Source organism: Vibrio sp. 2132-1 (genome assembly GCF_033344315.1).
This window is the reverse complement of the sequence record NZ_JAWPON010000015.1, coordinates 70,624-92,808: the sequence shown is the minus strand read 5'-3', so window position 1 is coordinate 92,808 and position 22,185 is coordinate 70,624. Positions and strand designations below refer to the sequence as shown.

The window sequence follows — 22,185 nt, the reverse complement described above, 5'->3', positions numbered from 1 at the left end:
TATATTCTAATTTATATAAATGAGTATTTTTAGTGTGCAGAAGCTCGGCTCGCACTAAATAAGCACGAGCTTCCAATAATTATTCTTTTATTTTTCTTTAGCGATAGTGATGGATTTTAATAAATCGCCATTAATATTCGGAATTGTGTCAGCCAAAAATATCTGATTACCAGGCGTAAAAGTGAGTAAAACATTTTTTAGTCGTTGACTGTTTTCACTGGTTTTATTTTGAACATCAAACTCAATTAATTTGTTGTACACTTCATTTGCCAGTTTTTCTTCTTGTTCTTCGGTAATAGCAATGCGTCCAACACAAATTGGAGGCCGAATATCGTGGCTAAACACTTCTTCACGAAAGCGCTGTGCAAATAGCGTGTCTAAATTTGAACCTTCTTCAAAAATAAAGCGGCCTGTATCTTTAAATTGATAGTGTTTATCCCCTTTCAGTTCAATGTAATCCATCATTTCTAGTGCACGTAAATAGAGCGCAACGGAAGTATCACTCAGCTGGTATCTCCGTGCGATCTCTTCTAAAGACCACTCAGGTCGACGCAAAAGATAAAGAAAATCAAATAAGTGAGGATATTGATGGAAAATCTCACTGTTGGTGTCGGTGATAAACTGTTCATTCTCTTGCTGCAGCTGCTTACCTCGCATGGATAACTCAACCAAATCCGTATCAAGGTGCGTGGCGTACAACAAGATTTTATCTAAACCAAGAGACGTATTGTGAAGCTGCCTTTTTATGGTAGAAAGCGGGATTCCAAGTCCAATAGAAAGCTCGGAATATCCAATGCCTTTTTCTTTTATTTTTTCTCGTAAAGCAGCAAGTAAATACGTTGCAGAATTATTCATCGAACAATGCCTGTATTTTATTTATTCAGCATCCATGATGATAAATTCAAGAGAGTCCTACTCTTGTGATTTTGGTCTCAATATTCTATCTTGTTGGCGTAAAACATGTCTTATCCATTAGATTTTTTTACTTTTCTTTAACTGGATACATTTTACCCATCAAGAACAAGCTATAGCCATTGCTCTATGAGCTTATCAAGATAATAGTCAGTATAATTGTTTTGAAGAGTAAAATTAAGATGGCAAAGATTTTTACTAAAACTTTTCTGATAAGAGCGCAAATTTTCAGATCAAAAGTATCAAAAAATGACACCAATCGATTTATAAAAGCGTGAGATCACAATTGGAAAGTGAATCTATGGAAATTTTTAATTTCAATGACCAGTAAAATCCTTGTTATATTCTGAAAATAACAAGGTTAATTTCTAAAATAATTATTGAAGTAAGATCATATTATTAAGTCAAAATTCCAGCTGGATCACATATTTCTTTTTCTCGCCACCATTGTTTATTTATATGTTCTTGATGAACGTAAAAACTTTCCCCCGGCATTGGCGTCAGCAGCGTTATATGTTCTTTTTGACAATGGGCAAGCAAATCTAAAATCGGTTCGTCCCAGCGGTGAGTAAATAGCTCGTATGTAGCCCAATGTACTGGCAACAGTTTTTTCGCATTTAAATCGCGAAACGCTTGCACGGTATGATGAGCCTGCATGTGCCCCCAGTTTTCGACCGGATAACCTTGGCCTTTCACATCGGCAGCCACTTCCAAACAGGCAATGTCGATTGGTCCACATCGCTGTGCGATCTCGGAAAAGTGCGAATCGTAAGCTGAATCGCCACTAAAATAGAGCGTCTCTTCTTTGCCTTTGATGACCCAAGAAGCCCACAGGGTCGCGTTTTTATCGAAATAAGTACGACCCGAATTATGGTTAGCAGGCGTACAAATCAGTTCGATTCCAGCATAGTGCACGCTATCCCACCAATCGAATTCCACGATGTTGTCTGCGTAAACGCCCCACTTTATCAGATGCTTGCCAACCCCTAAGGGTACATAAAACGTCACGGGTTTATCGGCGTAAAAACGTATGGTCGATGCTTCTAAATGGTCGTAATGATCGTGCGAAATCACAATAATTTCAGGAATCGGCAAACGATCTCTGGCATGGGTATTGGGAATATTGCGTTCAAACCACGCTTTTGCGATGAACGGAGAAGCGTAATCAAATAACGGATCGGTCAGAATTCGAATGCCATCGACCTCCACCAGCATGGTGGAATGGCCCAGCCAAGTAACGCGCATCGATTCACTTCGCTGCGCAAACTGCGTAGGTTGAATTGGGAAATGTGGCAGATGTTCGTTAGGACTCAATGGCGTTCTACCACCAAGATAGCTCCAACACACCTGCCAGAATGATTGCGGGCTAGGGACATTTGGCATCTCGTTTTTAACGCGGCCGTTTTCAAATTGAGGCGAGTGGTGAACACGGTGCGCCAACTGCGCATCGTAGGTTTGAGGGGAAATCAGTGAACTTGGCTTTTGTGTCTTTTGTTCACTCGTTAGGTATGTGCGCTTAAGTATCGTTTCAGACATATCGTAGTTTTGTCTCGCTTGCGAACGCTCAACAGTAGGTTTATTAAAACGTGCGTGTATGTCTATTTCGTGACCAAAATGAGGTGTAAGATGAAGATTCAGTTTCAATCAAACGTCTTCTATTTAAGGATACGGTTCTCAAACCTTCTGAATACTGCGTCGGTTTGAAAGGAGAAAACTATGGTGACTTGCAGCCAATACGATTTTATTGAAATCGCCTGTATGTTTAAGCTCCCTATCGAGATCACACTAAAAAATGGTGAAACTCATCAGGGCAACGCGTTCGACACAGGCTACGACATGCAGCGACAAGAGTGTTTGTTTTTAGATATGGATGGAGAGCACACCGCCTTCCCGACTGAACAATTAGTCGCAATGCGCGCGCTCAAAGCCAATCCGCATTTTGACGAAGTGACGTTTGAGTAAACGTCCTTCTTTCACTGACACCGTCCAATAAAAAACGCCTCTCAAGCTGACACAACTTGAGAGGCGTTCTCTTACACTATTCACCGGAACTTCATGTTATTCACGCGACCGAATGAAAACCAGCATCGGCATCATGATCACGAACATCACTCCCACAAGCTGGAAGGTGTGCACAAAGGCGACCATTTGCGATTGCTGCTGCAACATCTGTTGGTATTGGTCTAACGCAACCGGGTCGGTAATAGAAAGCCCCTGATTGGCCGCCCAGTCATGCAAGTTAGGATTATAAGGATTAATACCCTCTCCCAGCGCATGCCATTGCTGCTGACTATCACGATATTGGAACGTGGTTGCGATAGAGATACCAAACGAACTACCAATGGTACGGAACAGATTGTAAATACTCGCCGCCGCAACAGATTGCTCTTTCGGAATCGTTAAATACGCCAAGGTGGATAGCGTCGAGAAGGTTAAACCAAGCCCCATCCCCTGAATCATACTCGGCATCACAATCCAAAATGTATCGATCTGCAGTGAGTACTGCGTCATCAAATAGCTACCAATCCCGATGCAGCTCAAGCCAAAGACTATTTTGATTCTGGGATCGAATTGCGGATTGAGCTTAATCACCAAAATCAACATCGCCGCTGACGCCAACCCACGCGGTGCCATTAATAAACCAGTGGTTGAGACCGGATAATCCAGCAAGCTTTCCAACAGCATTGGTTGTTGAGTCGTCAGACCAAACATCGCCATCGACACCACGGCAATCATCAATGACGAGACCATAAGGTTTCGGTCTTTCAGTAGCCACAATGGCGCTATTGGACTTTTGGTTTTCCAACTGCGATATATCCACATCACCAATCCCATGACTGCGAGCAATATCGCCGTCTGAATCATACGTGAGTCGAGCCAGTCGTCTTCATTCCCTTTATCCAACACAAACTGCAACGCGCCCACACCTAACGCCATGTAACCGATGATCCACCAGTCAAAGTTAGGTTTGGATTTGTTGTCGATATGGATATAGCGATAAATCAAAGAGGTACAGATCAAACCGAATGGCAAGTTGATGTAAAAAATCCAGCGCCAGTTAATGTTGTCGGTGATCACACCACCCACAACTGGGCCCAAAATAGGACCAAGCAAAATGCCGATGGAGAAAATCGCCATCGCTTTGCCTTTTTGCTCATACGGATAAATCTGCACTAACGTCGACTGCGCCAATGGAATCACCGACGCGCCGAAAGCGCCTTGGATAATGCGAAATAGCACCATCTCTTCAAGAGACTGTGCTTGCCCACAAAGCGCACTGGCAATCACAAAACCGATCACAGCAACCAACATGACTTTGCGTTCACCAAAACGCGACACCCAGAAACTGGTCATCGGAATGAAGATCGCTTCCGCCATGCTGTAACCCGTCAACACCCACGTAATTTGGTCTGCCGTTGCGCCCAACGCGCCCATCATGTGCGATAGCGACACGTTCGCAACGGTCATATCGATTAACACCATGATGGCAGAAAGCATCACGGCGACGGTGGCAATCCCCCGTTTGTCTGCCGTAATTTGATGGCTCATTGCACGCTACTTTGCAAATCAATGGTGACTTCTGAGCTCGCACCCACGCGAAGTTGCGGCGCATCGGCCGGTACTTCTAATGCCAAACGTACAGGGAAACGCTGTTTGATTTTAACCCAGTTACCCGTTGCGTTTTCTGGTGGCATCAAGGAGAACGATGTACCACTCGCAGGCGATAGTTGTTCTACCGTTGCTTTCCACACCACGTCTGGGTACATATCAATCACCACATCCGCATGCATGCCAGGTTTAATATGAGTAAGATCGGTTTCTTTAAAGTTCGCGCGTACCCAATAGCTGTCTTTTAAAATCACAGGGAACAACGTTTGACCCACGCTAACGACCGAGCCTACGTGCGTATTGATCTCACCGGCAATGCCATCCACTGGTGACGTAATGTCGGTGTAGCTCAAGTTCAGCTCTGCTTGCGCTAACTGTGCTCCCGCTTGTTGAACAACCGCAGCCTCTGCGCCTTCTTCACCACGGTTCGCAATGGCTTTTTCTACCGTCGCGCGCGCTTGCTCCAGGCTCGCTTGGGCATTGGCTAGTTTGTTTTTTGCCGTATCTAAATCTTGGTTCGACGCCAGTTTGCGTTTCACCAAGGAATCCGTACGTTTGTACTCCACTTGCGCTTCTATCAGGTTAGAGCGCGCCGCATCTAAGCCCGCAACAGCTTCAGTTACCTGCTTATCGGCAACATCATGTTGCTGGACCGCCAATTGGTATGCCGCTTTTGCTTGCTTCACTGCCAACAAATATGGGCGTGAATCTATCTTCAGCAGTAGGTCACCTTTGTTAACAGATTGGAAGTCTTTGACATCCGCGGAAACCACTTGGCCTTTTACCTGAGGCGCTACCGACAAAATTTTTGCCCTAACGTAGGCATCTTCCGTGCTTGGGTGACTGTCTGAATACTGCCAAGACCAATACATCGCACCAAATGCGATAACACAGAGAGTAAAGAAAAGAGTTTTTACCAGCTTAGATCTGGAGGAGGAATGCTTTGCGATGTCGTCGCTCATTTATATTGTCCACTTGTTCAATTATGTGATCAGTGTAGGACTTTTCGATCTTCCGACAATAAAATGATCTGCAAGGTAAAGATCCAATTTTGCATGTTGCTAAGTGGAGTAAATGATGTGCAATCAAAACGAGGATAAAAAAGAGGGGCAGTCCCCGTAACCGCCCCCAAAGTCATGCCAATAATAGTAATGTGCGTGTAACTACTGGTTTTTCTTAGAACTTGTAACCGCCGCTGATCATAAATACCCAAGGGTTAATTTTGACGTCGGTTTTTTGCTTCTCTCCACCTGCTTTGTAAGTTGCTTCTGTTTCAATGTTTGCGTACCACGCAGCAGCGTTGAGGAACCATTGATCGTTGATCATGTAGTCCACACCAATATTCGCTGCTAGACCGAATGAGTCATCCAACTTAAGATCTGAAAGACCAGCGCCTTTACCCGTGCTATTGAAGCCCTCATCAAAGAACATGGTGTAGTTGAGACCTGCACCCACGTATGGACGGAACTTACTTTGTGGCTCGCCAAAGTAGTACTGCACCATAAGCGTTGGTGGAAGGTGTTTGGTGTCCGCGATATCACCAAGACCTAACAAGTCTGTTGAAATATCGTGGCTGAATGGTGTTGCTGCTAGAAGCTCTAAACTGATGTTGTCTGTAAACATGTAGCCAAACGTCAAACCAAGCTGCGTATTTGAATCCACTTTCAATTCTTCTTGAGAACCAAGAATCTTATCGCTGCTGTCGTTTGGAACGACAGACGCCGCACCAACACGAAGAACGAAGTCACCTTGTTTATGAGCGAAAACACTTGGTGACACGAGTGCAGCAACCACTGCTAGACTGCAGATTGTTTTTTTCATTTTTATTTCCTTTCGTAGGGCTTCGTTATGTCGTACCCAAAGGGGTGCCTGCTAACTGATCTGAGATTTCAAGTAAACTCAGCGCCTTGAAGCACACGGGTATCTATATCTTTTTGAGCTGTGCGCAATCTAGCACATAGAAACCCTACTATTTTGATGGAAATCAATTTGTGAAAAATATAGGTTTTTTGTATGGAGAAACGCCATATTGATCAACAAATTATGCAAATAGGATACAATTCTGTAATGCAAACTGTGCGTGTGAGTTGCCATGCATACCCATAAATGCGAATCCTCTCGTTAAGGCTCGTAGCCAGTAAAAACTTTTTTCGTCCTCTACTTCTTCTATTTTCAAAAAAAAACCCACTTAAAAAGCTCGTTTGACCCCTTAAAATCGCGATTTGAGGGGTTTGTAAAACACTGAAATACAAGAAGTTATTTTTATGGAAAATCAGTCACTTGGAGTGCTAGTCTGCTCGCAGCTAAGGAGAAGACATGTTAAAAACCGACCTCATTTTTGAACGAGAAAACTTTTCTCATCACGATTTTCAGAATGCCACCTTTAAAAACTGCCACTTTTATATGTGCTGTTTCGACCATGCCGATCTGCGCGATGCTAAGTTCATCGACTGTCGCTTTATCGAATCCAAAGCGCTAGAAGGGTGTAGTTTTCGCTTCGCGAACTTAAAAGACGCCAGCTTTACGAACTGTATGTTGGCGATGAGCCTGTTTAACGGCGCAAATTGTATGGGCTTGGAGCTGCGTAAGTGCGATCTCAAAGGGGCAAACTTCCAAGGTGCGAACTTTGCTAATCGCGTCAGTAACACCATGTTTTTCTGTTCTGCTTTTATTACTGGCTGCAACCTCACCTACTGTAACTTCGAACGAGTGTTACTAGAAAAATGTGACCTCTTTGAAAACCGTTGGAACGGTGCGAACCTCGCAGGGGCAACTCTCAAAGGCTCGGATTTATCTCGCTGCGAATTCTCGCCAGAACAATGGGGAACCTTTAACGTTGAGCAATGTGATCTGACTCATGTCGAACTAGACGGGCTGGATGTTCGCCGCGTTTCTCTGTTTGGTGTTAAAATTTGTGATTGGCAACAAGAGCAATTGCTTGCGCCTTTTGGATTGATCATTCTCTAAGGAAAGGCCATGAACCTGTTTAAAGACTTACCGAATAACCTCGACGAGGAAGTGTTCGAAGACCTGCTGACCCACAAAAACCTGCGTATAGAACGCATTGTCTCAACAGGGCAAACCTCGCCCGAAAGTGGCTGGTACGATCAAGAAGAACATGAATGGGTCTTGGTTCTTAAAGGAGCTGGAGAGCTGACTTTTGAATCAGGTGTAGTGCAACGACTTGAGGCAGGCGATCACGTTACGATTCCAGCTCATACCAAACACAAAGTGAGCTGGACTGACCCAACGCAAGAAACCATCTGGTTGGCGGTGTTTTATCAATAAACACAAAACGATCTTAAACCCAAAAATAGGCGCTGAGTTTGCTCGATACTACTAAGCCGTCACTGGCACTGTTTGATTTTGATGGCACCATCACCCGAGAGGATATGTTTAGCCTTTTCCTCCACTATTCTGCTTATGGCCTGCGCAAACGAGTAGGAAAGGTCGCTATCATGCCATTTTATGCGCTGTACAAACTCGGAGTGTTACCCGCTCGTGTTATGCGCCCTCTCAGCAGTTTTATTGCATTTTCAGGGAAAGAAACGCAGAAAATTGAAGCGATTGGCACTCAGTTTGCCCATGAAGTGATCCCGCTGTACTTACGGCCAGAAGCGATGGAAAGGTTGGCGTGGCATCAACACAGAGGCGATACCATTGTGGTGGTGTCGGCATCACTCAATGCATATCTCAAGCCTTGGTGTGAAGTGAACGGTTACCACTTGCTGTGCAGTGAACTGATCTCAGAACAGCCAAAACTGAGTGGCTTTTACCAGCAAGGTGATTGCAGTTTAGAAAGAAAAGTCTCGCGCGTTAGGGCCACGTTTTCGCTCGACGAGTTTGCGTCTATTTATGCCTACGGTGATACGCACGAAGACATTCCGATGCTAAAACTGGCAGACTACGCGATGCTCAACTGGAGCGAGTGGAGAGCAAGCGAATAACGATATGTGCTCTGATTTTCAAGACAACCACTCAACCAAAGTGATCGTTTTAGACTGAAAAAACAAACCCTTCTCACATGAGAAGGGTTTACTGTTCAGGGCCCAAATAACTGGCTTAACGCCATACACCCCATTGACCCGTTGTGCCTGGTTCCTCACCAGACGTCCACCACTGGGCAGTCCATTCTTTGCCGTTGTGTGTCACCACATCACCTTGGTTGTAAACGGCCGTCTTGTCCCACAAGTTGGTTGGTTCAACTGGTGGCGGTACATCCGCTTTGATCAGTGACAACGCATAACTGAAGTCTGCACTTGGCGCTAATACTTGGTTTGCATTCACGTTCTTACTATCGAACATGTAGTGGTTCATCTCTTGATGCCAAATGCCAACATACCAATCGCCCGTTTGCTGCGCGTTAAATTGATCTGCTATTTCTGCAGCCCAAGTCGCCGTATTGTTTGCGCTGATTGGTAGTGAAATATCGACAATTTCATTCCCCGTCGCATTAAACGTACGGAAACGCACCGTATCGCCAGACTCTACTGGCCCAAAACCTTGCTGAACAAAGTAGCCTAGAGATGTCAGATTGTTGCCTGGTTCGGTTGGATCAACAGGGTCAGTCGGTGGCGTCGTACCCGTTCCGTTTAACGTAATGTCACTACAGTTGTAGAAGCCTTCCCCAGCGACATCAATGCGCTGCCAACGAGTATAAAGCACCGCATCGCCGGAACGATCAGCAGGGAAAGTCACCTGAATACGGTAGCGTTTTTCCGCATCAACATACACATCACCTGCGGTGTCGATCAGCTCTAAATCACTCCAAGTAAGAGGTTTTGAATCATCATAAGTTGGCTTGGTGAGATAGAATTCCCAGTACGATGGGTTGTGCGGCGCTTTGCCGTAAAACACCAATTCAATCTGGTTATTTGCATCTGGCGTAACATTGGTGCGCTGCCAGTTTGGAGAAGGAATGTTCAAGCCTTTCTTAGCTGCATCGCCAGCAGAACATAGCTCACCGTCGCGAACCACGGCTTTCACATGCTCCATATCTCGGTAATTTGGTACGTTTGCTGCAATTTCGCTACGCTGCACAAACGGATACGCGCCAGATTCTTCAAAAGCCGCTTTACACGCTTGGTTAGGGATCTCGTTGGTCCAAAAACCACCGTCTAAATAACACGTATTCTGACGAGCACTTGGAAATTCTACCCAGCCGTGGGCGTTGACGTTAAATGAGCTCAATGCGGCAACAGCGCTTAAGCTCAAAAGAGGAAGTGTTACATGTGATTTCATCGTTCATCCTTAATTTTGCTGACTCGCCGCTCTGAAACACAAGCGGTTTAAGCAAAACTAGCAGGATGGGATTATTTAGAAGGTGAGAATAAATATGGAAATTGTAAGAGTGCCATCTGCTTTCCAGCATTTGTTGTGAACCATTCTCATACTCGACTGACTCTTTCGAGTCACTTCAAATTCGTGTGCCACAAAAACTGTCACTCTCGTTTGGCTAGCGCTCGTCTTTTGGTGTGTCCATCACCACCATGGTTGTGATCGACTTGACGTGTTCGCACTCACCCAACACATCAGCGTGAAACGCTTTATAAGCGGCGAGATCTTGCGTTTCCACACGCAGCAAATACTCGTTCGCACCAGTGATGTTGTGACATTCCACCACCTCGTTTACAAAACGCACATGCTCTTCGAAACCCAACTGCGCCTGCTTAGAGTGCGAGGCCAAACCAATCGACACATAAGCGACAAAACCCACGCCAAGTTGCTGATTATCCAGTACCGCTCGGTAGCCTTTGATCACGCCTTTACGCTCTAAATCTTGCACTCGGCGTAAGGTTGCAGACGGAGATAAACCAACGCGTTCCGACAGCTCCACATTGGAGATTCTTCCGTCTCGTTTGAGCACTTGCAATATTCTTTCGTCAAATCTATCCATGATGATGTTTCATTGCTTATTTAGTTTCTAATCATCAAATAAAAGCACAATATTGACCTCAGTTCTACTTATAGTTGTTCTCAACTTATCGAGAACTGATTCAAGGAACAATCTATGGAATATCATCAACTGGGCGCTTTGGCGTTGTTCGCTTTTGTCTCCACTTTTACGCCGGGTCCCAATAACATTATGTTGATGACCTCAGGGGCAAATGTCGGCTTTAAACGCACTATCCCACACATGTTGGGCATTACCTTCGGCTTTGGTGCCATGCTAATTTTGGTGGGTATTGGCTTGATGAGCCTGTTCCATGCCTACCCGCTAACCCACTCGATTTTAAAAGTATTGAGCTTGAGTTATTTGCTGTACTTGACGTACAAAATCGCCACCAGCGACAAAACAGAAGCAAAACACGATTTTCGCCCGATGTCTTTTTTAGGGGCTGTTGCATTCCAATGGGTGAACCCAAAAGGTTGGTCGATGGCGTTGACGGCCATTACGGTATACACCAGTGGCGGTTCTTGGCTCGAACTGACTTTTATCGCCGGTATCTTCTGTTTAGCTAACTTGCCATCGGTGACATTTTGGACGGCGGCAGGTATGCAATTGCAGCGTTGGTTGACCACCGATAAACGCGTTAAGGGGTTCAACTACAGTATGGCTGCGCTGTTGCTTTTGTCTACGATTCCAATGATATAAGTCCATTTATGGTTAAAAAACGACTCACTTTACGTGGTTAGAGAAAGGATAGAGGTAATATTTTTCTTGAGGCTTTGGCGTTAATTCACAGTGTAAATTTGTTTAAAGACGCTACCCTCTTGTTAGGGAACTTGATAATCTTTAAATGAGAAAGAGAATAATTATCGAGTAAAGTAACAATGAAAAAGAAGCCTCAACCTAAAACGCTTGTTGTCACAGACACAGAAACCATCACTCCAAACATGCAGCGCATTACCTTGCAAGGTGAGGCGCTGAGCCACTTTCCTCGTGACTGCGAAGGCAGTTACATCAAATTACTGTTTAACGATATGGGCGGCGCGGATCTGAGCATCCTGTCAGAAGACGACCGACCAATCATGCGCACCTACACTATTCGACGCTTTCATCCAGAAACCAGTTCAATCGAAGTGGATTTCGTCCGACACGTAACGCAAGATCTGCAATGCGGATTTGCAGCGCGTTGGGCAATGGCCGCGCAAAAAGGCGACACGATCAGCATTGTTGGGCCAGGTAGCATCTCCAACTTAAATACTGAGGCGGATTGGTTCTTCATGGCTGCCGATATGACAGCACTTCCAGCACTTTCTGCGAAAATTCGTACGCTGCCAGAAGAGGCCAAAGGCTACGCTGTGATCAGCGTGATGTCTCCAGCCGACATTCAACCCCTAAACACGCCAGCCGATATGGAGTTGATTTGGCTAACCGAACAGCAAACCTTGGCTGATAGCGTTCGCGAACTCGAGTGGTTAGATGGTAACGCTTCGGTATGGTGTGCGTGTGAGTTCGATTCAATGCGTGCGCTGCGCCAATATTTCCGCAACGAAAAAGAAGTCGATCGCGAGAATATCTACATCAGCAGCTATTGGAAGCAAGGCGTGTCTGAAGATGGGCACAAAGTGATTAAACGTGAAGACGCGGAATCCAACCAATAGTGATTCATGTCTTTTCGATTCCAGCTCTCATCCTAATAAAAACGCCCGGCATCACCGGGCGTTTTAGCAACTTCAGTTGTATTAAAGTTCATGAAAACTCTAATCCGCTAGTTCCTGCGCTAAAAAGTCGATCAACAACCTCACTTTGGGCGATAAATTTCGGCTTTGTGGATACAGTGCCCAAATGCCTTCACGGTCGTCTCGGTAATCGGTCAGCACCTCGACTAGCTCACCGTTATCTAGAGCTTCTTGAACGTAATAGTCCGGCAACTGCACTAAACCCAAACCACGTTTGGCGGCGCCCATTAGCGCAAAACCACTATTGCATTTAATTCTCCCCGATACGCGCAAAGACTTATCGCGTTTATTTTCCTTAAAATGCCAATAATCGACCGAACCAACTAGGCACTGATGTCGAGCCAGTTCGGATAATGTGTGAGGCTCGCCAAATCGCTCCAAATACATAGGGCTAGCACACACGTAATTTTGACGCGACGAAAGACGCTTTGCGATCATGCTGGAATCTTGCAGGCGGCCAAGACGAATCGCCACGTCTACCCCTTGCTCTATCAAATCCAGTTTTTGATTGGTCAGAACTAAATCGAGATCCACACGCGGGTACTTCTCCAAAAACTGATGCAAGAGCGGTGCGAGGTTCATTTCCCCATAGGTCACAGGCGCTGTCACACGCAGCAAACCTCGCGGTTCGGTTTGCATTTGCGTTACAGCAAGCTCAGCTAGTTCTAGCCCTTCGACCAAGTGTTTGCACTGCTGATAATAAAGCTGTCCAGCTTCAGACAGAGAAACTTTTCGCGTCGTGCGATGCAGTAACTTAACCGCAAGACGCTCTTCAAGTGCCGATACGCGGCGACTGATTTGTGCCACTGACGTTTTCAGTTTAGCCGCGGCAGCTGTAAAGCTGTTAGTTTCCGCTACGGCAACAAACTCGCTGACTCCTTCCCAATTCGCCATGCTGTATTCCTGTCGACCTCTTCTAGACAAATAGTGATTACATTGTTCTCGTCGCGCTACGCTTTGAAAACTGGAAAACTTTACGCGTCAGGTAACGGACGAAGATCGTCGTATTGCGCATCAAGCTCAATGCCAAAATATTCTTTCAACGCATCCAGGTAGGTTTGACCTGGCTCTAGCTCTATTTCTGTTAGCGCTTCATGATTGGTGCATCTGAGTGTGTAGTTAAGCAGCGTCACCAACCCACTTTCTGTCGCTCTAGCAGCGACTCTTGCGCTAGTAAAACGTGAATTAGGCGAAGTCGAGGTAAAGAAGTTGCTACATGCAATGTCACCAGCACACACGAACTCTAGGTCAAAGCTGTATAGATTGTTCCACACGTCTGTTCCATCGGTTGAAAGCACTTGGAGGAAATAACCAAACTGAGCATCTTTGACAAAACGGAAGGTTTGTAAATCCGTCTGAATCACTTGGTCAAGGATAAATGGCAATGGCGCTCGAGGGGTATTGGAGCCAAAACCCACATCGACAATCCATGTTTGTTCCTCTAACGTCACTAACGTGATTTGATGACTACGACCTGTTGGTGTACCAGACACATGTACACGCCCTAGCAAACTTCGCGCTTCAAACCCAAGAGTGTTGAGCACATCAAGCATTAAACCATTTAATTCAAAGCAGTAACCACCGCGAGAGTGGTACACGGTTTTTTGAATAATATCTTCAATCTCAACAGAGACGCCTCGCTGCAATGCGATGTCAAAATTCTCAAACGGCAGGCAACGATGCTGCGCCACGTGAACTCTGTGCAATGACTCCAAATCGGCGGGCAATTCACTAGGCAAGCCTAGCTTGGTTAAATAGGCACTCAGATCCGTCTTATTCATAATCACTCTTACTTAGCTGATGGTTTGACAGTTTTCTACTTTAGCCCCTCTATCTAACTTCAGGTCAATCACCTTTTCCATTTCCCTTCCGCTTTAAGGAGGCATCGCACTCTTTTTACACGCTCACCTTATCATTATTACGCATATGTAAAAATCATTTTCAAAATGGACGGATTATCATTTTTACTGAAACACCTAAAATGAGCACCAACAAAACGACGAAGCGCGGTAAGCAAACCTTAACTACGCTTATTACGTCACTCCATATACTGAAAATATAAAGGAAACATCCAATGTCGCTTGAAATCAAACCTGGTCAAACTCACATAAAATCAAAAGCAATGGTCGCTTGGGCTGCAGGTGAGCCGCTTAAAATGGAAGAAGTGGATGTACAACTTCCAAAAGCCGGCGAAGTGCTAGTACGCATCGTAGCAACTGGTGTTTGTCACACTGACGCATTCACACTATCAGGTGACGATCCAGAAGGTATCTTCCCTTCAATCCTTGGTCACGAAGGTGGCGGCATCGTTGAAATGGTTGGCGAAGGCGTAACAAGCGTTGAAGTTGGCGACCACGTTATCCCACTTTACACTGCTGAATGTGGTGAGTGTAAGTTCTGTAAATCTGGCAAAACGAACCTATGTCAGGCCGTTCGTGAAACGCAAGGTAAAGGCCTAATGCCAGATGGCACAAGCCGATTCTCTATCAACGGCGAAACTATCTTCCACTACATGGGTTGTTCTACTTTCTCTGAGTACACGGTTCTTCCAGAAATCTCACTAGCGAAAGTAAACAAAGAAGCACCACTTGAAGAAGTTTGTCTTCTAGGTTGTGGCGTAACCACTGGTATGGGTGCGGTATTAAACACAGCTAAAGTTGAAAAAGGCGACACAGTGGCAATCTTTGGTCTCGGCGGTATCGGTCTTTCTGCAATCATCGGTGCTCGCATGGCTGGTGCCAGCCGCATCATCGGTGTAGACATCAACGAAAGCAAATTCGACCTAGCGAAACAACTTGGTGCAACTGATTGCATCAACCCACAAAAATTCGACAAGCCAATTCAAGAAGTGATTGTTGAAATGACAGACGGTGGTGTTGACTACTCATTCGAATGTATCGGTAACGTAAACGTGATGCGCCAAGCACTTGAGTGCTGTCACAAAGGTTGGGGTGAGTCAGTCATCATTGGTGTTGCTGGTGCAGGTCAAGAGATCTCAACTCGTCCATTCCAACTGGTAACTGGTCGTGTATGGCGTGGCAGCGCTTTCGGTGGCGTTAAAGGTCGCTCTGAGCTTCCAGAAATCGTAAACCGTTACATGGCTGGTGAATTCGGCTTACAGGAGTTCATTACCCACACAATGGGATTAGCAGACGTCAACAAAGCGTTTGATCTGATGCATGAAGGTAAGAGCATCCGAACAGTTATCCATATGGATCAATAATGCTGCCTCAGGCTCTCCTTTTGGGGAGCCTGAATTCCTTCTGCTAATTAGAGAGTTTATTCATGACCATTGAAAATGTAAGCCAAGCCAAAGTGTTTGGCGGTTGGCACAAGCAATATACACACGAATCCAATGCCCTAAACTGCACCATGCGCTTCGCAATATTCTTGCCACCTAACGCAACGAAATCAAATCCCGTACCCGCGCTATACTGGCTCTCTGGTTTAACGTGTACCGATGAGAACTTTATGCAGAAAGCGGGCGCATTTCGTATGGCAGCCGAGCTTGGCATTGCGATCATTGCACCAGACACAAGTCCGAGAGGCGAAGGTATCGCTGACGACGAAAGCTATGACCTAGGAAAAGGAGCTGGCTTTTACCTTAATGCGACGCAAGCACCTTGGTCACTGCATTACTGTATGTACGACTATGTGACTGAGGAGTTGCCTGCGATCATCGAAAGTAACTTCCCAGTCTCTGACGTGAAGTCAATTTCCGGTCACAGTATGGGCGGCCACGGAGCGCTCACCATTGGTCTGAAAAATTCAGAACAGTACCGTTCTATTTCAGCGTTCAGTCCAATCAGTAACCCAATGCAATGCCCTTGGGGACAAAAAGCCTTTACTGCTTACTTAGGCAAGGAGCTTGAAAGCTGGAAGCAATACGATGCAAGTGAACTTCTAAAACAACAACAATCACCATTACCAATTTTGATTGATCAAGGTGATGCTGATGGCTTCTTAAATGAGCAGCTTAGACCGGAAGCGCTGATTGCTGCGGCAAAAATACACGATTCAAACCTAACCTTGAGAATGCAACCAGGCTATGACCATAGCTATTACTTCATCTCAAGCTTTATTGAAGAGCACCTCAACTTCCATGCAAAATATTTGTTTGCATAGTTAATTTAAGTAAGCTCATGAAATAAAAAATAAAGTCACCAAAACCAGGTGACTTTATTTTCTTTACGTACTAACAAATACATATCTGAATATCGATGATTTAAATATGTAAAATAATGTAACTTAAGAACAAATTCGACGTCCATTTCTCGCCTTATTAAATTCTCATTTCCGACACAGCATCTTTATTAAAAATGAAACAAAGTTGCACTAAAAACCAATTAAATACCGCGAAATCATTACGAAACTCTACCATCATCCCAATACTCTGAGCTTTTAATTAAGAAGCAACTTAATAACCTTGACGTGACGTAAACCGACAGTTATTTTTGAAACATAACGTATTATAAAATCTCATCCGGTTGGCTCTATAATTATAAATAAATTACCGCTAGCACCTTTGTCCTAGCTAAGAAAAAAGAATAAAACTCAAAAGGGCATATGATGAAAAAGATAGTCGCGCTAGGTCTGTTTTTTGTTGCGCCATTCTTGTCTGCAAATACGATCGTATTTAGTAGTAGCCAGCAGCCTAGTGTCATACTGGAACTGGAAGAGATCCAAGCTTTACCTACCACTAGCTACACGATGACATTGCCTTGGCTTCCTGCCTCGTCAGAGTTTTTAGGCGTTAAACTCAGCACGCTTCTTACACACGTCTATGGAAAGGTACCAGAGCAGGTTGATATCAGCAGCTTAAACGACTATCACTCGACATTGTCCCGACAAGATATTCTTCGATATCAACCAATACTGGCTTATCAACAAGATCAGAATTACATAAAAGTCAGGAATAAAGGCCCTTTCTGGGTGATATATCCACTCAATCTCTATCCAGAGCTAAACTACAATAAATATCATGCGCAAATGGTATGGCAAGTAAATGAAATAAAAGAAAAATAATAAGAATGAAGTTATCAGAACCCTATTCTAAGAAACAAAGAATATTGCAATATTCTACCACCAGCAAAATGCTGCTGGTGGTGTTTGCCGTTTCTTTGCTTCTCGCGAATGTCGTGCTTTTACAGCAAACACGTTCACTCTCACAAAATTTTAATAACGAACAAAAACAAGCGACTTGGTTTTTATTCCAACTCTCCAAAGAACTATCAGAACTTGTCGGCGAGGCCAGACGGTTAGATGAAAACGTATTGAATATTGACGGTGCAGAGCTTCAATACGAGTTAGCGTGGAGTCGCTTTGACTTATTGACCAGTAGCACGAAAGCCAATAAGTTCTTTTCTCGGAACAACATGCACCTTTACTTCATTAACCTTTTTGAAGAGTTCAAAGAGCTAGAAAAACAACTAGTAGAAGCTAGAACAGGTGATAGCCAAGCTGCTGCTGCATTTTATCGTTCAACTCAAACACTATATTTAGGCTTAATAGACTTCGTTAATCAAAACTTCCGTCTAAGTAGTAAAGCTTATGAAGCACAAAAAGGTCAAACCCAGCGCTTAATGCAAGCACAATATATGTTATTTGCGACGTTCGTTTTGTCGATTATCTCTCTAACTTATTTCTTTTATCGTGAATCCCATTTTCATAGAAAATTGGCGCTAAGCGACCCTTTGACGAACCTAGGGAACCGCAATGCACTATTCATTACCCTAAACAAATTTACTCAAGAAAAAAGGCCCTTTTCTCTCTGGATTCTAGATTTAAATGGTTTTAAAGAAGTCAACGACACACACGGACACCAAGTTGGCGACACTGTACTGCGGGAAATCGCTAGGCGGCTTAATTCTATGACACTCAATGATTTTACTGTTTATCGCATGGGAGGAGATGAGTTCGCGGTTATACTTGAAGGTGAACATCTCAATGAAGAGAACGTACGTGAGCAGATAAATACCGTCTTTGATGCACAAATATTAAACTCCGATAAAGTCTCAACACTTTCAACGAGCATGGGCTTAGCGCAATACCCTAAAGACAGTGACAATGTTGACTTTCTTATCAGCATAGCGGATAAGCGCATGTACAAAATGAAATTTCAACGTTAAACGGTATATATGATGAGAAAGTTCATGCAAGTACTGCTTCTACTGGCAGTCATTGCGGCAGGTGTGTTGGCTTGGGTATTTATTCCATCGCACGAAACCATCGGGCAAAAAACGCTTGAGCAAGCACTCAACGACGACTACAGCCTAGTTGGGCATCGAATCTACTCAACCGATCCGGATGCTGGCAACCGATTCGGCTACTTCGTATTGGCAACGGGCCAGAGCATTGAAGAGCAAGAGCCGTTTTTGGTCACTTCGGATCAGTTTATTCGCATGGAGCAAACGGGTGATAATACCTTGTCTGTGACCATCAATGGCCGTATTTACCATTATCATAACGACTTGTGGGTGCCAAAATCAGACGGGAAATTGCAACACTTTTTAGTCAGCGCAACCGCCAAGTACGTACGCTAAAACGGGAACCTTACTCCCCCCAAAAAAACAAAGCCCCGCAGTGTATGCGGGGCTTTTTACGTGAAGAAGAAAATAACATCGAAAAAATGAGCGTTACTTCGCTAACACTTTCTCTTTAATCACTTTGAGTACCCCAGCCTCTTGGTTGCTTGGCGCAGAATAACGAGCAATTTTCTTAATCTCTTCGTGCGCGTTGGCAACCGCGTACGAATGCTCACTGACTTGCAGCATTTCGAGGTCATTGAGGTAATCACCAAACGTCATTGTTTCTGCCGGAGTAAAATTCATCGTCTCTTGAAGGTGCTGAATGGCCGCGCCTTTAGACGCCTCGGCATTCATCACATCCAGCCAAATTTTTGCGCTCACTACGACTTTATGCGTTGCGCCAAACTTCGCGTTCATGGTCGGGAACAGGAGCTCTTCCGAACCGTCAAAGTGACAAATTGCTACCTTAATAAACTCGTCTTCGACCTCAAGCAAATCCGGCACATATTCACAGCGGTGGTAGTACTTTTGAAATTCTTCCAGCGATTGCTGATCATGCGTTTCGATGTACGCCGAGCGCTTGCCACACAATACGATGTTCGCTCCGTCAATTTCACGAGCCGCTTTCACAATCTCCGCCACTTCCGCTTTAGGAATGGTGCAACTGTAGAGCTCTTTGTCTTGGTACATCACCAAGGTGCCGTTTTCAGCCACATACAACAGTCTATCTTTGATTGGCGCGAACGTGTCTCGCAGACTGTAATACTGACGACCAGACGCAGCGGAGAACAAAATACCTTGCTCTTCCAGTTGCAAAAACAGATCGAAAAACTCCGGATCCAAACGACCGTATTGGTCAAGCAATGTGCCATCCATATCGGAAGCAATAAATTTGATGCGAACTTGTGACATTAACTAAAACTCTAAATGACGCTGCGAAAATATATCCATGTAAGGTACAGGATCTTGTATGAATCTCAAGTCGGGATGACGACGCCTTTCGCTATTACCAAGGATGCTGTTTAAAGTAATCTTCACTGTGATCGATGAAAGCTCTCACCGCAGGAGACAAGTGTTTACGTGATGAATACAGCGCGTAAATGTTGAGATCATTTGGCTTCCAATCCGGCAACACCGACTCAAGCTGACCCGATTTGAGATAGATATTGCTCAAGTAAGTTGGCAACATCGAAATACCCATGCCTTGTAAAGCGCCATGCAATAACGCCGTGGCCTCATTGCTGGTTAGGCGACACTCAATTCCCACCGATTCGAACTGGTCGCCCTGAGACAAATGCCACACGTGACGCTCAAAGTTTTTGTATCCCAAACAGTCGTGTGAAGATAAATCTCGCGGATGCGCGATCGCGTGGTGAGTTTGCAAATATTGCGGTGATGCTACCAACACCGATTCGCACACCGCAATCGGCTTACCAATCAAAGAAGGATCGGGATCTGACGCAATTCGGATCGCCAGATCGATACGTTGTTCGGTTAGATCACTCACTGAATCTTGCAGATCTATGTCGATATGCACTTTGGGGTGCTTTTGCATAAAACTGTTTACTACGGGGATCAACTGTGAGAATCCAAATGAAGTACTAGACGCAAGACGGATTTTTCCGGACAGCTCACCATCAGCGGCAATGTTCGACGTTAATGTATCGGCCTGTTTTAACCAGCGCTCAATCTGAGGCAAGCTGCGCTCCCCTGCGGTGGTGAGCGACACCTTGCGCGTAGTGCGGTGCAACAAACGAGTTTGCAACCAGTTCTCCATCGCCTCTACGTAACGAGTCACCATTGGCCGAGACATGTCTAACCGTTCTGCGGTCGCGGTAAAACTGCCAGAATACACCACATCTACAAATACTCTTGCTGCCGTTACTCTATCCATACATTTGCTCGAAATAAGAAATAGTGATGCACATTATTGTGTATTTTTCCGAGCGTATCAATTTCCTAATATAGCTCCCGTTCCCAAGCCATGGTCGCTTGGCCCCAAATTTTTTAGGAGCTTATTATGAAAAAATTCACTTTGATTGCTGCATCCATTTTAATGGCAAGCCCTGTTCTAGCGGCAAACCACTCTCCCCTTACTCTTGAGGTTTACAACGCCGACGGTAACAGCTTCCACGTAAACTCAACCTTGGTATACGGTGAGACTGACGCCATGGTTATCGACACTGGCTTCACCAAAGCTGACGCGATGCGCATTGCCGCTAAAGTACTGGACTCAGGCAAAACACTTAAAACCATTTTTATCAGCCAAGCGGACCCAGACTACTACTTTGGCGCAGAGGCCTTACACCAACAGTTCCCTGATGCGCAAATCATCACAACGCCTGCGGTTCAAAAAATTATTAAAGAGAAATTGGCTGGAAAGCTGGCGTACTGGGGACCAAAGCTTGGCGCAAACGCACCGGTAAAACCAGTGATCCCTGTCGCGTACGATAAAGCATCATTAGAGCTAGAAGGTCATAAGATTGAAATTCGTGGTAACCATGGCACATCAGCACACCGCCCTTACCTATGGATTCCAGATAACAAAGCGATTCTAGGTAACATAGCCGTGTACTCAAACGTACATTTGTGGATGGCAGATGCCGCTGACCAAACCGCCATCAATGCTTGGGAACAGCAGCTTAGCGAGATGCTTGCGCTTAAACCTCAAGTGGTCATTCCTGGTCACATGAAAGCAGGCACAAAGCTGAACGCAGACACCATTCGCTACTCGCAACAATACTTGCAGGATTTTCAGCAAGCGAAAAAACACAGCAATAACAGCGCTCAACTCATTGACACCATGTCAGCGAAATACCCAGAAGCTCAATTGCCAATCGCGCTAGGAATCGGTGCGAAAGTGCATACTGGTGAAATGTCATGGTAATCGTGCATTACTTCTTCGATCCCATGTGTGGTTGGTGCTACGGGGCATCACCACTCATCGAAGCATTGATGGACACCTCTCAATTTAAGGTAGAGCTTCATCCCGGCGGTATGATTGAGAAACGCGCGATTGAACCTGAATTTCGTCAGCACATCATCAACAGTGACGCTCGTATTGCAACCGAAACCGGAGCGACGTTTGGTGAAGCATATCTGCAACGCGTGAAAAGCGAAGATGCGTTTGTTCTTGATTCTTATCTACCAACACAAGCGATCTTGAGTGCGGAAAAAATGGGGCTGAATCCATGGCACATGCTAAAGGCCATCCAATCTGCGCATTATCAGCTCGGGTTAAAAGTGAATGAAGCATCGACGCTCAAAGCCATTGCAGAATCGCTAGGTTTAGCAAGTGATGCGTGGGAGCAAAACATGACGTTAAGCGAAGCCGAACTAGGTGAGAGAATTCGCACTAGCCGACAATTGATGCGCCAGTTACACGTTGGTGGTTATCCAACCATGATTGCAGAAGTAAATGGCGAGTACTTGACCTTGCCGCACTCGACCTACTACGACAAACCGGCACAGTGGAAGCTTGCATTACAAAAACTGCAATAAGCTCTTCCCC

At 45.0% G+C, this 22,185-nt stretch carries 24 protein-coding genes; 13 read left to right on the top strand and 11 right to left on the bottom strand.

The window, feature by feature from the left end:
* Positions 1-87 precede the first annotated feature (87 nt).
* Both R8N47_RS17300 and R8N47_RS17295 read right to left on the bottom strand, forming a co-directional pair.
* Positions 88-855, bottom strand: coding sequence for a hypothetical protein (locus R8N47_RS17300; protein WP_064354459.1), 768 nt, complete (start codon positions 853-855; stop codon positions 88-90).
* A 456-nt stretch (positions 856-1,311) separates the two neighbouring features.
* Positions 1,312-2,448 (bottom strand): MBL fold metallo-hydrolase, encoded by a 1,137-nt coding sequence (locus tag R8N47_RS17295; protein WP_064354471.1) that lies wholly within the window; start codon positions 2,446-2,448, stop codon positions 1,312-1,314.
* Positions 2,449-2,628: 180 nt separating this feature from the next.
* Between R8N47_RS17295 and R8N47_RS17290 the strand changes: the two genes are divergently transcribed.
* A complete protein-coding gene (locus R8N47_RS17290) occupies positions 2,629-2,874 on the top strand; it encodes a Rho-binding antiterminator (protein ID WP_005460845.1) in 246 nt (81 codons plus the stop codon).
* Between the two features lie 96 nt (positions 2,875-2,970).
* On the opposite strand, the gene R8N47_RS17285 is transcribed toward R8N47_RS17290, so the two are convergent.
* The 3 genes from R8N47_RS17285 to ompW form a co-directional block, all read right to left on the bottom strand.
* On the bottom strand, positions 2,971-4,461 hold the full coding sequence (locus tag R8N47_RS17285; protein ID WP_005383288.1) for an MDR family MFS transporter: 1,491 nt from the start codon (positions 4,459-4,461) through the stop codon (positions 2,971-2,973).
* Complete coding sequence (locus R8N47_RS17280; RefSeq protein ID WP_064354458.1) at positions 4,458-5,483, bottom strand: HlyD family secretion protein; 1,026 nt, start codon at positions 5,481-5,483, stop codon at positions 4,458-4,460. Before R8N47_RS17280 ends, R8N47_RS17285 begins: the two co-directional genes overlap by 4 nt.
* A 214-nt stretch (positions 5,484-5,697) precedes the next feature.
* Positions 5,698-6,342, bottom strand: coding sequence for an outer membrane protein OmpW (gene ompW, locus R8N47_RS17275; RefSeq protein ID WP_064354457.1), 645 nt, complete (start codon positions 6,340-6,342; stop codon positions 5,698-5,700).
* Positions 6,343-6,837: 495 nt separating this feature from the next.
* Between ompW and R8N47_RS17270 the strand changes: the two genes are divergently transcribed.
* Genes R8N47_RS17270 through R8N47_RS17260 form a run of 3 tightly spaced genes read left to right on the top strand, consistent with a single transcriptional unit; the run spans position 6,838 to position 8,468 of the window.
* The gene (locus R8N47_RS17270) at positions 6,838-7,488 is read left to right on the top strand and encodes a Qnr family pentapeptide repeat protein (protein WP_005374358.1); all 651 of its coding nucleotides are present in this window, start codon (positions 6,838-6,840) and stop codon (positions 7,486-7,488) included.
* A gap of 9 nt (positions 7,489-7,497) precedes the next feature.
* A complete protein-coding gene (locus tag R8N47_RS17265; RefSeq protein ID WP_005383281.1) occupies positions 7,498-7,809 on the top strand; it encodes a cupin domain-containing protein in 312 nt (103 codons plus the stop codon).
* Positions 7,810-7,847: 38 nt separating this feature from the next.
* Positions 7,848-8,468: an HAD-IB family hydrolase gene (locus R8N47_RS17260; RefSeq protein ID WP_053308043.1), complete on the top strand. Its 621-nt coding sequence runs from the start codon at positions 7,848-7,850 to the stop codon at positions 8,466-8,468.
* A gap of 115 nt (positions 8,469-8,583) precedes the next feature.
* Here the strand turns inward: R8N47_RS17260 and R8N47_RS17255 are convergent, their stop codons facing one another.
* Positions 8,584-9,762 carry a lytic polysaccharide monooxygenase gene (locus R8N47_RS17255; RefSeq protein ID WP_031813569.1) on the bottom strand — a complete coding sequence of 393 codons (1,179 nt, stop codon included), beginning with the start codon at positions 9,760-9,762 and terminating at the stop codon, positions 8,584-8,586.
* 214 nt (positions 9,763-9,976) lie between these two features.
* A complete protein-coding gene (locus R8N47_RS17250) occupies positions 9,977-10,417 on the bottom strand; it encodes an Lrp/AsnC family transcriptional regulator (protein ID WP_005482841.1) in 441 nt (146 codons plus the stop codon).
* A gap of 114 nt (positions 10,418-10,531) precedes the next feature.
* Between R8N47_RS17250 and R8N47_RS17245 the strand changes: the two genes are divergently transcribed.
* Positions 10,532-11,116, top strand: a complete 585-nt coding sequence (locus R8N47_RS17245; RefSeq protein WP_005482872.1) for a LysE family translocator — start codon at positions 10,532-10,534, stop codon at positions 11,114-11,116.
* Between the two features lie 179 nt (positions 11,117-11,295).
* On the top strand, positions 11,296-12,069 hold the full coding sequence (locus R8N47_RS17240; protein WP_033907208.1) for a siderophore-interacting protein: 774 nt from the start codon (positions 11,296-11,298) through the stop codon (positions 12,067-12,069).
* Between the two features lie 99 nt (positions 12,070-12,168).
* Here the strand turns inward: R8N47_RS17240 and R8N47_RS17235 are convergent, their stop codons facing one another.
* Both R8N47_RS17235 and R8N47_RS17230 read right to left on the bottom strand, forming a co-directional pair.
* A complete protein-coding gene (locus tag R8N47_RS17235) occupies positions 12,169-13,041 on the bottom strand; it encodes a LysR family transcriptional regulator (RefSeq protein WP_017633836.1) in 873 nt (290 codons plus the stop codon).
* An 80-nt stretch (positions 13,042-13,121) separates the two neighbouring features.
* Positions 13,122-13,928 (bottom strand): arylamine N-acetyltransferase family protein, encoded by an 807-nt coding sequence (locus R8N47_RS17230; protein ID WP_053308041.1) that lies wholly within the window; start codon positions 13,926-13,928, stop codon positions 13,122-13,124.
* Between the two features lie 293 nt (positions 13,929-14,221).
* Between R8N47_RS17230 and R8N47_RS17225 the strand changes: the two genes are divergently transcribed.
* The 5 genes from R8N47_RS17225 (at position 14,222) to R8N47_RS17205 (ending at position 18,689) form a co-directional block, all read left to right on the top strand.
* Positions 14,222-15,370 carry an S-(hydroxymethyl)glutathione dehydrogenase/class III alcohol dehydrogenase gene (locus R8N47_RS17225; RefSeq protein WP_017821027.1) on the top strand — a complete coding sequence of 383 codons (1,149 nt, stop codon included), beginning with the start codon at positions 14,222-14,224 and terminating at the stop codon, positions 15,368-15,370.
* A gap of 62 nt (positions 15,371-15,432) precedes the next feature.
* A complete protein-coding gene (gene fghA, locus R8N47_RS17220) occupies positions 15,433-16,272 on the top strand; it encodes an S-formylglutathione hydrolase (protein WP_064354455.1) in 840 nt (279 codons plus the stop codon).
* A gap of 444 nt (positions 16,273-16,716) precedes the next feature.
* A complete protein-coding gene (locus R8N47_RS17215) occupies positions 16,717-17,172 on the top strand; it encodes a hypothetical protein (RefSeq protein ID WP_005374384.1) in 456 nt (151 codons plus the stop codon).
* 5 nt (positions 17,173-17,177) lie between these two features.
* Complete coding sequence (locus R8N47_RS17210) at positions 17,178-18,275, top strand: GGDEF domain-containing protein (protein WP_053303994.1); 1,098 nt, start codon at positions 17,178-17,180, stop codon at positions 18,273-18,275.
* Positions 18,276-18,299: 24 nt separating this feature from the next.
* Positions 18,300-18,689, top strand: coding sequence for a hypothetical protein (locus R8N47_RS17205; RefSeq protein ID WP_017633832.1), 390 nt, complete (start codon positions 18,300-18,302; stop codon positions 18,687-18,689).
* Positions 18,690-18,782: 93 nt separating this feature from the next.
* Here R8N47_RS17205 and R8N47_RS17200 read toward each other — a convergent pair whose 3' ends face one another.
* The gene (locus tag R8N47_RS17200) at positions 18,783-19,586 is read right to left on the bottom strand and encodes a Cof-type HAD-IIB family hydrolase (protein WP_005374389.1); all 804 of its coding nucleotides are present in this window, start codon (positions 19,584-19,586) and stop codon (positions 18,783-18,785) included.
* 94 nt (positions 19,587-19,680) lie between these two features.
* Positions 19,681-20,568, bottom strand: a complete 888-nt coding sequence (locus tag R8N47_RS17195; RefSeq protein ID WP_064354454.1) for a LysR family transcriptional regulator — start codon at positions 20,566-20,568, stop codon at positions 19,681-19,683.
* A gap of 126 nt (positions 20,569-20,694) precedes the next feature.
* On the opposite strand from R8N47_RS17195, the gene R8N47_RS17190 reads away from it, so the two are divergent.
* Complete coding sequence (locus R8N47_RS17190; RefSeq protein WP_064354453.1) at positions 20,695-21,561, top strand: MBL fold metallo-hydrolase; 867 nt, start codon at positions 20,695-20,697, stop codon at positions 21,559-21,561.
* A complete protein-coding gene (locus R8N47_RS17185) occupies positions 21,555-22,175 on the top strand; it encodes a DsbA family protein (RefSeq protein ID WP_064354452.1) in 621 nt (206 codons plus the stop codon). Before R8N47_RS17190 ends, R8N47_RS17185 begins: the two co-directional genes overlap by 7 nt.
* The last annotated feature ends 10 nt before the right edge of the window (positions 22,176-22,185 follow it).